At 32.8% G+C, this 9981-nt stretch carries 13 protein-coding genes and 1 pseudogene; all 14 read right to left on the bottom strand.

The window, feature by feature from the left end; genetic code table 11:
• Nucleotides 1-153: 153 nt before the first annotated feature.
• Nucleotides 154-582, bottom strand: coding sequence for a prefoldin subunit alpha (pfdA, locus tag ACKI67_RS01900; protein ID WP_407461703.1), 429 nt, complete (start codon nt 580-582; stop codon nt 154-156).
• 27 nt (nt 583-609) lie between these two features.
• Nucleotides 610-834, bottom strand: coding sequence for a 50S ribosomal protein L18Ae (gene rpl18a, locus ACKI67_RS01895; protein ID WP_407461702.1), 225 nt, complete (start codon nt 832-834; stop codon nt 610-612).
• Between the two features lie 102 nt (nt 835-936).
• On the bottom strand, nt 937-1614 hold the full coding sequence (locus tag ACKI67_RS01890; RefSeq protein ID WP_407461701.1) for a translation initiation factor IF-6: 678 nt from the start codon (nt 1612-1614) through the stop codon (nt 937-939).
• Between the two features lie 69 nt (nt 1615-1683).
• Nucleotides 1684-1944, bottom strand: a complete 261-nt coding sequence (locus tag ACKI67_RS01885; RefSeq protein ID WP_292778657.1) for a 50S ribosomal protein L31e — start codon at nt 1942-1944, stop codon at nt 1684-1686.
• An 11-nt stretch (nt 1945-1955) separates the two neighbouring features.
• Nucleotides 1956-2111, bottom strand: coding sequence for a 50S ribosomal protein L39e (locus ACKI67_RS01880; RefSeq protein WP_067145211.1), 156 nt, complete (start codon nt 2109-2111; stop codon nt 1956-1958).
• A 90-nt stretch (nt 2112-2201) separates the two neighbouring features.
• Nucleotides 2202-2786, bottom strand: a complete 585-nt coding sequence (locus tag ACKI67_RS01875; protein ID WP_407461700.1) for a hypothetical protein — start codon at nt 2784-2786, stop codon at nt 2202-2204.
• A 45-nt stretch (nt 2787-2831) separates the two neighbouring features.
• Nucleotides 2832-3197, bottom strand: coding sequence for a DNA-binding protein (locus tag ACKI67_RS01870; RefSeq protein WP_407461699.1), 366 nt, complete (start codon nt 3195-3197; stop codon nt 2832-2834).
• A gap of 94 nt (nt 3198-3291) precedes the next feature.
• A complete protein-coding gene (locus ACKI67_RS01865; protein ID WP_296855858.1) occupies nt 3292-3732 on the bottom strand; it encodes a 30S ribosomal protein S19e in 441 nt (146 codons plus the stop codon).
• Between the two features lie 82 nt (nt 3733-3814).
• A complete protein-coding gene (locus tag ACKI67_RS01860; RefSeq protein ID WP_407461698.1) occupies nt 3815-4051 on the bottom strand; it encodes a YhbY family RNA-binding protein in 237 nt (78 codons plus the stop codon).
• Complete coding sequence (locus ACKI67_RS01855; protein WP_407461697.1) at nt 4044-4415, bottom strand: ribonuclease P protein component 4; 372 nt, start codon at nt 4413-4415, stop codon at nt 4044-4046. Before ACKI67_RS01855 ends, ACKI67_RS01860 begins: the two co-directional genes overlap by 8 nt.
• A gap of 242 nt (nt 4416-4657) precedes the next feature.
• Nucleotides 4658-4976 (bottom strand): annotated as a pseudogene (locus ACKI67_RS01850) (TfoX/Sxy family protein).
• Between the two features lie 63 nt (nt 4977-5039).
• Complete coding sequence (locus ACKI67_RS01845; RefSeq protein ID WP_407461696.1) at nt 5040-5624, bottom strand: adenylate kinase family protein; 585 nt, start codon at nt 5622-5624, stop codon at nt 5040-5042.
• A gap of 58 nt (nt 5625-5682) precedes the next feature.
• A complete protein-coding gene (locus ACKI67_RS01840) occupies nt 5683-6777 on the bottom strand; it encodes an OBG GTPase family GTP-binding protein (protein ID WP_407461695.1) in 1095 nt (364 codons plus the stop codon).
• Between the two features lie 338 nt (nt 6778-7115).
• Nucleotides 7116-9797, bottom strand: a complete 2682-nt coding sequence (locus tag ACKI67_RS01835) for an STT3 domain-containing protein (protein WP_407461694.1) — start codon at nt 9795-9797, stop codon at nt 7116-7118.
• Nucleotides 9798-9981 lie beyond the last annotated feature (184 nt).

The following is a 9981-nucleotide window of genomic DNA, read 5'->3' as shown; positions in this document are numbered from 1 at the left end:
AGAAAAAGATTAAAAACAAATTAAGAAGCTTAATACTCCCATAAATGAAAAAAGTTTTGGTCAAGGTTTTTTAGTCGGAGACTAAAAAAGCTTGGAAAAAGTTTTGGTCAAGGTTTTTTGGTCGAAGACCAAAAAAGCTTGGAAAAGCTTGAATTACATCATGCCTTGACCTTGAAGTTTTTGCATCAATTGTTCAGCTTGAGGAGAAAGCTGTGCTACAATATTAGTAATTTGTTGCAAGTCTGCAAATAATTTGTCAAGGGTATTTTCAAGCTCTTTTTTCTGTTCAGCAGTAGTTTGTTTAGCTTCTTCGAAAGTTTTAGTTACTGCTACACCAGAACCAAGACTCATAATAACTTTATTTTCATTTTTAATCTCTGCATTAATGAAGGAGCCAGCACCAAGAGGGACTAAAGTCTCAATGGTGTCTTTATCACTAATATCATCTAATGTAGATTCTAAAATTTTAATTTCAGCAAGTGAAGCTTGAACTGCATCAATTTGGTTTTGATATAACTCAGATTGAGATTTGTAAACTTCAAGTTGAGCTAAAATTTGTTGTAATTTTTGCTGGTCTTCCATTTTAACACCTAAAGATTAGATTATCATTTAAAGAATTGCTTTTACAATAGGATCTACAACTTCATCCTCAGCAATTTCTTCAATAGAGTCTATTTTAATTTGGTTTCTTTTAATTCCATGTTTGCTTCCAAAGATGGAATAAAGTTTTTCATAAATGTCTTCTTCTTTGATAGCTTTTAACTCTTTAGTGAAAACTTGGGTTTCACTACCCATTACAAAACTACCTTTAATTCTATAAATTTTTGTTAACATAAGAATCCCTTCCTAATAATACTATAATTAATCATCTGACCTATAATTGAATATTAATGAAAATAATCAATTAACACAACATATCCTTAAACTATGATGAAATTAAAAATCACCGAAATCCAAGAAACCTAAAGCTTCTTCGATTCTAGCCATTTCAGGACCGGTGGTATGTTCTCCAACCATAACTCCATTAGAGTTAGCGATACCACATGCACCTACAAGAGGCATACCTTTGCATACGGTTCCGATATTTCCTTCAACCTTAAAGAACTCTTCAACATGATCAAGTTCATCGGATAAGGTATCTCTATGCAAGAGAGCACCTTTATTGGTAACTATACTTGCTGAACCGACAATCTTGGAATCAGCAAATTGATATATTTCCACAGGAACCTTTAAGGTATCTTCAATGACTTTGATAGTTTCTTCCTTAATGTTTGGACCTGCCATAGCACCATAATCGTTTACTGCAAGGATATTTCCAACTGCAGTGTATTTTCCAGGGAGTCTTGCAACATTAAGCCCTGCATCCTCCAAAAGTTCTATTTCCCTATCGGTTGTGTGTGGGGAAACAACGAACCCGTTGGAATTTCCAGTAGCGAGAACTCCATTCAAGTTGCATCCTGCAATGGAAGTTCTTATTAAATCTACTTCAAGTGCTTCTTTCATCACAGATTCCATTTCAGTAGGAAGATTAAAAGGAACAATAGCTACTTCATCATTAACGGATATGTAAACTCCTAAATTAGGATTTCCAGTTAAATTTATTCTTTTAAGCATATTTTATTCCTTATATAAATTTTAATTTTTAATAGATTTAAAAGATGATTAAATATAGTCATAGCAAAATTAGTTTTCTGCTAAAGTTGCTTTAACAACACCTTCTTCATCTTTTACAGCGTTTACTTTTACTTTGGATGGAATTTTTTGAATTCCTCTTTCCCAAATAAATTCATTTATAGAAGCGTCAAGTTTAACTTCTTCAGCTTTCATATGTTTCATTAAAAAGTTTTGAACTTCTCTGATAGCTCTAGGAGCTCTGATAGTTCTTTTAACGTTTTTAACTTTTCTAAGTGGAATAACATAAGTTCTTTCTAATTCTTCTGCCATATTAAACACCCCTATATTTTGAGATCATTTCTTCTCCAATGTCTAGGTTTAGGTCTGTATCTTAATTTACGTTGAGTTTTAGAATAAGCCCAAATAGGGATTCTTCTGTTTTGTTTATTAGCTTTAGCCATTCTTAATTTTTTAGCTAATGGTTTATTTCTACTCATTTTTTCACCGCGAATATAATAAATTTGATATTTTGAAAAATAATTTAATTAATATTAATAATCATGGTAACAACTTAAATCCTGTTTGATTTACTTTTTTAGCCCAACAACATTAGTTTGATAATGTTCTGGGAAAATTTCAGATGAGTTTCCTCCTTTCTTATCAATCAATAAGCGGATTTCAACTTCATAGTCAGAACTTGTATCCTTATTGCTTTTCTCATGCTTCAATTCAAAAAGATTGCCTACAAGATATTTGATGGTTTTATAGCCAAAACTATCCAAATTCATATATTGGACCTCTTTTCTATCTTCCAAACTTCTGATTTGGTTTCTATTGAGTTTCGGAGTCTTGTCATCTCTTCTTGTACCGTCAGCAACAAGATCGTAATGATTTGCCACTTCTTCTACAACAGCTTCATGGAGATACTTTATTCCATCATTAGGAAATCCATCTTCCATAATCATATCCACAGCCTTTTCCAAAATGGAAATGTCCAAGTCCAAAACCTTATGTTTTAAGCCAATGGACTCTGCAGATTTTTGAGCCGGATGATATGAATCATAAACACCGAAATTGGCAGTGACAAGTTCAACATCAAAACCTAATTGATTGAGGATAATCCCCATCAATGAACTGTCTTTGCCACCACTATAAAGAACACAAGCTTTCATTTTATCAAAGTTGATATTTAGAAGTATTTGAAAACTAAAAGCCAATTATCTTCTTGTAATATGGATCTCTCTTTTTTGACCCATGAGATTTTTAAGCAAAACTTTAAGTTGTTCATCAGTTACTTTTCCTCTAAGAGAACCTGCTTGAGCTGATTGTAACAATTGAATTTCAATATTTTGAACAAGATCAGGTTTGGTTAATCTGAGATTATCCAATCTTCCACGAGCTTCAGGAGTCAAAATTTGCTTCATAGCTTGCTTTAACTGAGCTTCCATTTCTGCTTGTTGTTGTTGAGCAGCTTGCTGTTGTGCCAACTGTTGCTGAGCCAATTGCTGTGGGTCAGCATTCATAGCTGCTTGTTGTTGTAATTCAGCCATACGTCTTTTGCGTATTTCATCAAGTTCACTCATAATAAAAACCCCATTAATTTAAATTATTTTCATTGAATCAATCATTTAATAATCCTTTAAAAATATTCCAATGATCAATTCTAATTAATTCTACCTAATATTTTGAAAGTTCTGGAATATCTTTAATTAATTCAGCAGAAGTATTATCTAAGAAAGATCTACCTTCTGGAGTAATAATTCTTCCAGCATCGACTTTTTCTACGTAACCTGCATCTTCTAATTGATGTAAAGCTACTCGTACAATAGAGCCACTACCTTTTCTGAATTTTTCAGGGTTAACTCCTCTATCTTTTTTACCACCGTAGAAGGTTCTTAAACTTCTTACTCCAACTGGTCCATCAATATAAACTCTTCTTAAGATAGAAGCGCATCTTACATACCACCAGTCGATGTTTTCTGGTTTTCTTTCTTTGTGAACACCAGTTTTAACAAGTTTTGTCCATTCAGGGGCAACGATTTTATCATTATTATCTTTAAATTCATCTGCAACAGTATTAATTAATAACTCTGCAGGAACATCAAATACAGTTGTCATATAATTTTCTCCAATTAATATGTTTCTAATCCAGTTATCTTGACTCACCTAAGACTGGTGTCTGTAACTCTAAGTGAGTAATCTAATTGGATTGCTTTTTATAAATAACAGCAACATTCCCTCTAACGTCAATAAGTTGAGCCTTTGTGCCTTCAACAATGCTGCTAATTAAATCATCTTTATTTCTTGCTACATTTTTAGCAAAACGTAATTTGATAATAGGATTGGATTTTAACTGACGTTTAATCTCTTCAATAACATTGTCGTTAACACCAGCTTTTCCAATATTGATTGTCATAGCGGAACGAGCTTCATTCATAATCTCTTTTTTTGAAAGTGTAAGAGTCAATTTTAGCTCTCCTTTTAAACTTTTTTTCCCTGATGTAAGGAATTTTCATAATTTGGCCACACTCACCACAAAAAATATTAATTTCATTATTAATTAGCCGGACAGTGCAGTTATGGCCAGGAACTAAAAATTTGTAACAGCTTTTACAATATCTTCGTCCCCAAGCTTGAGGAATCTTTGTATTATACTTCTTTGAAATCTTTCGAGCAAGCTCAACATACCTATGAGATCTTTCAGGATGCTCTTTATATTCCTTTTCTGCACGATTAAAAAGAATATTCATCCTCTCTTGAGCTATCTCAATCATCCAATCGGGTCTTTTTCCTCTAGCCATAGATACTCCTCTCATACACAGTATAATCTCTTTAAAATAACTAATTGCCTAAATAAAAGTAGATTTTGATGAGAAATCAAATTTAAAGCAATGTAAAAATAAAGCAATTAAATAATATTCCTATAATATAATAGTACAAGAGGAATATTAAGATAAGATATGTTTTTTATTATATAAAAAGGTTTTCTATAATATATTATAATATAATAAAAATTTATAAAAAAAAGTTATAAATTTATAGCCTACTTACGTTTTTTCTTAGGGGCTGGAAGTTCATCATACATAGCTTCCAAAAGATCTGATAGAAACTCCCTATCATCAACATCATCAATGAGCAACATTTCCTTTGCACCTTCATAGGGCAATTCCATATCTGCATCGGGCATCATCTCCAATGCTGTTTTCACTGGTTTGACAAGAAAACGGTCATCGTAAATGCCACCAACAATCTTACCACGATAGTAGATGATGTATTCTCCCATCATTGCACGATAGGATATATCCTCTAAATCAGATTAGTTGTTCCAGTACAAATTCCAGATATTCTCTGCTTGATGCCATCAAATCACTTTAATCTTCAATTTAAATGTGGGTTCATTGAGTTTTCAATATTTCATAAGTTATTCATTGATTTAAAAGCCATTCCATGTAATCGATTGAACCAATAGGACATTCAATATTACCACTTGCAATAGCTAATATCAAATCACGTATCTCTTCAATTGATTTGTCACTAGCATCTATTTCACTGACTTCATCACCATAAATCTCATAAGCTTCAGCAGAACAGACTGCAAGTGCCTCAGCTTCCAAGTTTTCTTGAATCTTAGATGCGGAATAATTCCTTTCTTCAAGTCTGTCTTTAAGAATGCTTGGGTTTAAACGAAGAACAATCATCTTATCTGCACCTTCACAAAGGTGAGACAAGTGACCTTCCACTATAAGAACGTCATTGCTGTTTTGATCAATTTCCTTATTCAAACATTCATTCAATCCATCAATGTCAATGATTTTATAAAACTTATCTGGGTCTTCACCTAAAACCAACTCATTTTCAATGGCGAAATCATTGATTTTTATAAGCTTTGAATCGAATTCATTATCTAACAAATAATCATTTAAGTTTGCAGCAACAGTTGTTTTGCCAGTGCATGGAGTGCCTGATATGAAAATAACTGTATCCTTTGACAAATCGTTTAAAATAGACATATTAACACTTATGTTTTTTCTATATTTTATCTAAAAAAATTAAAAAAATAAAATAGGATTATTTTTTAAGAATGATACGCAAGACGTCTTCGTCTTCCAAAACATGGTCTGGACCTACCTTTTGACCTGGGAATTTAACTGAAGTTCCCCAAATCTTAGCATGCCTAAAGTTTTTAACGAACTCTCTGTGAAGTTTCTCACATGCATCAATAACTGTAGAACCTCTTCTTATAACCAAAGGATCTTCCATATCTGCTTTTCTACCTTGCGGTTTCAAGTAAACCCTTATTAAATCCACGCGATCAAATATCTCTTCCTTAAGTGCATCAATATTGAGTTTCTTATCTGCGGAAATAGGTATGAATTCAGGAATTTCCTTTTGAAGTTCCTTTAAGTAATCAAGGTCAACCAAGTCCACCTTATTCAATAGAATCATCATAGGAACATATGACTTATTATCTTCAATCACATCAATGAATTGGTCGATTGTGACATCATCCCTAAACAATACATCTGCATTGTGAATTCCATACTCATTAATAATTGATCTGATGGTTTTCTCATCTAAATAAGTCAAAGGAACTGTTGTTGAGACATTGACTCCACCTTTACGTGTCTTTTTAATTTTAACGTCAGGTTTTGTTTGATTTGGTCTTACACCTACATTATCAAGCTCTTTTAAGATAACATTTAAATGCTGTGGATTTAGAGTGTCCAATACTACAATAATCAAGTCAGCGGTTCTTGCCACTGACAAAATCTCCTTACCTCTACCTTTACCTCCAGCAGCACCAGTAATGATTCCAGGAATGTCAAAAATTTGAATTTGAGCATTATTGTATTCCATAACACCAGGAATGATTTCCAAAGTAGTGAATTGATAAGCTCCAACTTTACTTTCAGCATTGGTCAATTCATTAAGCAAGGTAGATTTACCTACAGATGGAAAACCTACTAAAACAGCCGTAGCATCTCCACTTTTCTTGATGTGGAATCCTTCACCTTTAGATCCACCGCTACTCCTTTTGATTTGTTCTTCCTTAAGTTTAGAAATTTTTGCCTTTAATTTACCAATGTGATGAGAAGTAGCCTTATTATAAGGTGTTTTTTGAATTTCCTCTTCAATAGCTTTTATTTTTTCTTCTATAGACATAAACTCCCCATAAAATAATTTATTACGAAATAAGAATTGATTTTAAAACATTTTGTTAAAAATGTGTTTTTAAAATGTATAATATTTTATTATAATATAAATTTTGTATTATTAACATATAAAATATGCGGTAAAAATAGAAATGATTTTAAAAAATAATCGCATTTAGAATAAAAAATACTTGAAATTAAAAAAAAATAAAAAAAAGAAAAGAAAAGTTATAGGAATTATAAGAAAAACTAATGGACAGTTTAACTTACAAACCATAACCTAATTTTAATTTTGCACATAATTTAACTTATGCATCTCTGTCGTTATCCAAGCTATAGAACTTGAGATTATTTGACGGTCCAAACAGAAACTCCATCTTGCATGTTACATAATTCAAAGGAATCTTGACCTATACCACCTAAGAGGAACAATCTGGTAAAGACTGAGTCTTTAAGTTTATTGTCCATTAATATAGCAGTATAATCATCTCCAGATCCTAAGAGGTATATTGTATAGTTTCCGTTTTTATCCAAGGTTGTATTACTAGTTAAGTAACCGTCTTCAATACAAATAAGGTTACTTGCTTTGAGAGGGTTGTATTCAGAACCGTTCAAGTCAACTTTAGTACCGTTCTTTTCCCAATAAGCACTCATTTGAGCGGTAGTGCTAGTGTTGATACTAGTGTTGGTTACTTTGGATCCTCTTTTAACTTCAGCATTGTATAAGATGCCTCCGTCACTTAAAACTGTAATATTACCTTCGGAATTAGGATTGATTTTAACATAATCTGAAGCCATGTAGTATTGATAGTTTGTACTGTTCAAAGTATCAAAGTTCCATGAACCGAAGTAAGACCACCATCCAGCTTTTCCAATCATATCTGAACTTAAAACGAATGAGACATTATTTGGATTGGATGGGTGTGATTGTTTTACAACAGCACTAGCTTGTTTGTCTGTTAAATTATAATCTTTGATTAATGTTGATTTAGCATCTTCTCTACTCTTACCTAAGGTTTTGTCCAATGCATCAACAGCAGTTACATTACTTCCTGTGTAATTGCATAATAATTCAGAAGCATTACTACCAGTAGTACCCAACATCTGTAAGATTCCTTTAGATTGGGCTATATCTGATGTAGCCAATGCCTTACCTACCCAGTATGCGCGGTCTCCTGACTGAGAACCACCGTCGAAGGAAGTTGGGTGGTCAGAAGCAATCTGGAATAGGTAACCGAAGTCCCACCAGGAAATGATAACTGTATCATTAGTAGAATTTTCTTTAACATAGTCCATTGCGTTCCACATAGGGTCACTTGAACCTGGAACAGTAGCTGCTGTAGTTTGGAAAGCACCACAAACAGTTGGAGATACTAAAGCTAAAGTAATTAAGACAACAACAAGTGCTCTTTTAAGAGAGATGTCAGAATCCTTGATGGATTTTCTAGCATAGATCAATACAGCGGAAATAACTGCAAGAACAATGAATACAGCTATACCTATCATCCTAGCATTATCAAGACCATAAACGATTTGGGTAATTGGGAATGCAATTAGGAAAGCAGATATAAGAGCTATCAATAATAAAACCTTATCATCATCAACATTGGATTTGACATAATCAACAGCATATCCTACAAAAATACCTGCACAAATACCCATCGGTACAACTAATACCTGAATAAACCTAGTACCTTGAGTTACTGCTGCTGCAGAAGCAAGGATCCATACAAAGAATAAACATAAGTAAAGTACATTTAAACGTTTACTTTTATTGATTTCATCATTTGAACCGAAAGATCCAATATCCTTAAGTGAAATTCTGAATTTTTCTTGTTCTTTTCTTACGGAAGTAGCTTGACGTTTAGATTTGTGTGGTTTGGAAAGGTCAGTCTTGATCTTAACAGATCTTAATCTAAGCAATCTTTGGATAAATGTGTATAACACCATTAAAACACCGAAGAAAGCGACTATTCCACCAACCCCGTTTATAACACCATTGGTATTAGCCAAGAATGAACCTGGAAGTCCACCATATAAAAGGTTTGGTTTCTGCATCTCTGCAACGGATACAAATACGTTAGGCCATACATCATGTGATGCAGTTAAAAGTGAGAAACCACCGGTAAGACCAGAGATAGCATTAAAAATACCGTCAATTCCAACAGTGAATAAAAGTCCGACAAGACCTAATACTATAACTAAAATTGTTGGGAACAATTCTTTTTGATTGATCAACCAACTTAATTTATTATCATAATTTTTAAATGGTTCTAAAACAGGGATATCCAGATAGAAGCATAAAATGAAGAATGCTATCATAACCAATATCATTACTGCAGGGTAGAACATGAACCCAGTCCATGAAAGGGAATAGATTCCAATAGTGAAAACAGATAATAATGCGAAAATAATCCTATGAACCAACTTATCGCTTTTTACCGCTTCAATGAAGAAGAGTATAAAGAATAAAGGTAAGGTTACGTTGAACATATCTGTATCGAAAAATCCTGCAAATGTGTGTGAAATATAGTTAGGACCTAATGCTACTATCAAAGCAGCTGCAATTGCACCATAATCATTGGTAATTCTTCTTGTGAAGATATAAACTGGAATTACTGCAAAGGATGAAATGAGTGCACCAGTCCAGAATGCAACTTCTTTAAGGGACATTTCCTGGAACATATTTACTATTCCATGCAGGAAAGAGGTTACATATGCAATCATAGGCTGATAGGAACCTACATCCCGCCCAGAAGGATAGTATGAATGCATATCCCAACCGGAACCATTTACTAAAGTATCACCAAAATATCCATGATCCATATAATCTTGAGTCATCCTTAAGTTAAAGTATGAGTCCATTTCACTGAAATAAGGAAGACCATTAGCATCAATATAATTTGATTTAAGTTCATTAGGAACTCCGCCAATATCTCCAGCTTGAGCTCTAAGACCAAAAACTAAAACAAATAATATTGCTATGATAACCACAGATTTCAATATTGTTTTAACTTTCTGATTTTCCATATAAAATCCTCGTACATTAATATTCGAATATTTAATTTATAGTCCATACAATCATCCTATGAAAAGGTAATCATTAGAAATCCTTTCAATCAGCATAAAATACCTGATTTTTGAAATTTCATATAAGCGCTTACAATACCTTAATTCATAAAACAATGCTGTACGACTTGTAATAACAATATTT

The organism is Methanobrevibacter sp. (assembly GCF_045577275.1).
Classification (GTDB): Archaea; Methanobacteriota; Methanobacteria; order Methanobacteriales; family Methanobacteriaceae; genus Methanobrevibacter.
This window is presented reverse-complemented; position numbering and strand designations above follow the sequence as displayed.

What these genes read in the sequence shown, in the direction of transcription:
- pfdA (WP_407461703.1), bottom strand. Translation starts at nt 582, where the DNA reads ATGGAAGACCAGCAAAAATTACAACAAATTTTAGCTCAACTTGAAGTT.
- rpl18a (WP_407461702.1), bottom strand. Translation starts at nt 834, where the DNA reads ATGTTAACAAAAATTTATAGAATTAAAGGTAGTTTTGTAATGGGTAGT.
- ACKI67_RS01890 (WP_407461701.1), bottom strand. Translation starts at nt 1,614, where the DNA reads ATGCTTAAAAGAATAAATTTAACTGGAAATCCTAATTTAGGAGTTTAC.
- ACKI67_RS01885 (WP_292778657.1), bottom strand. Translation starts at nt 1,944, where the DNA reads ATGGCAGAAGAATTAGAAAGAACTTATGTTATTCCACTTAGAAAAGTT.
- ACKI67_RS01880 (WP_067145211.1), bottom strand. Translation starts at nt 2,111, where the DNA reads ATGAGTAGAAATAAACCATTAGCTAAAAAATTAAGAATGGCTAAAGCT.
- ACKI67_RS01875 (WP_407461700.1), bottom strand. Translation starts at nt 2,786, where the DNA reads ATGAAAGCTTGTGTTCTTTATAGTGGTGGCAAAGACAGTTCATTGATG.
- ACKI67_RS01870 (WP_407461699.1), bottom strand. Translation starts at nt 3,197, where the DNA reads ATGAGTGAACTTGATGAAATACGCAAAAGACGTATGGCTGAATTACAA.
- ACKI67_RS01865 (WP_296855858.1), bottom strand. Translation starts at nt 3,732, where the DNA reads ATGACAACTGTATTTGATGTTCCTGCAGAGTTATTAATTAATACTGTT.
- ACKI67_RS01860 (WP_407461698.1), bottom strand. Translation starts at nt 4,051, where the DNA reads ATGAATGAAGCTCGTTCCGCTATGACAATCAATATTGGAAAAGCTGGT.
- ACKI67_RS01855 (WP_407461697.1), bottom strand. Translation starts at nt 4,415, where the DNA reads ATGGCTAGAGGAAAAAGACCCGATTGGATGATTGAGATAGCTCAAGAG.
- ACKI67_RS01845 (WP_407461696.1), bottom strand. Translation starts at nt 5,624, where the DNA reads ATGTCTATTTTAAACGATTTGTCAAAGGATACAGTTATTTTCATATCA.
- ACKI67_RS01840 (WP_407461695.1), bottom strand. Translation starts at nt 6,777, where the DNA reads ATGTCTATAGAAGAAAAAATAAAAGCTATTGAAGAGGAAATTCAAAAA.
- ACKI67_RS01835 (WP_407461694.1), bottom strand. Translation starts at nt 9,797, where the DNA reads ATGGAAAATCAGAAAGTTAAAACAATATTGAAATCTGTGGTTATCATA.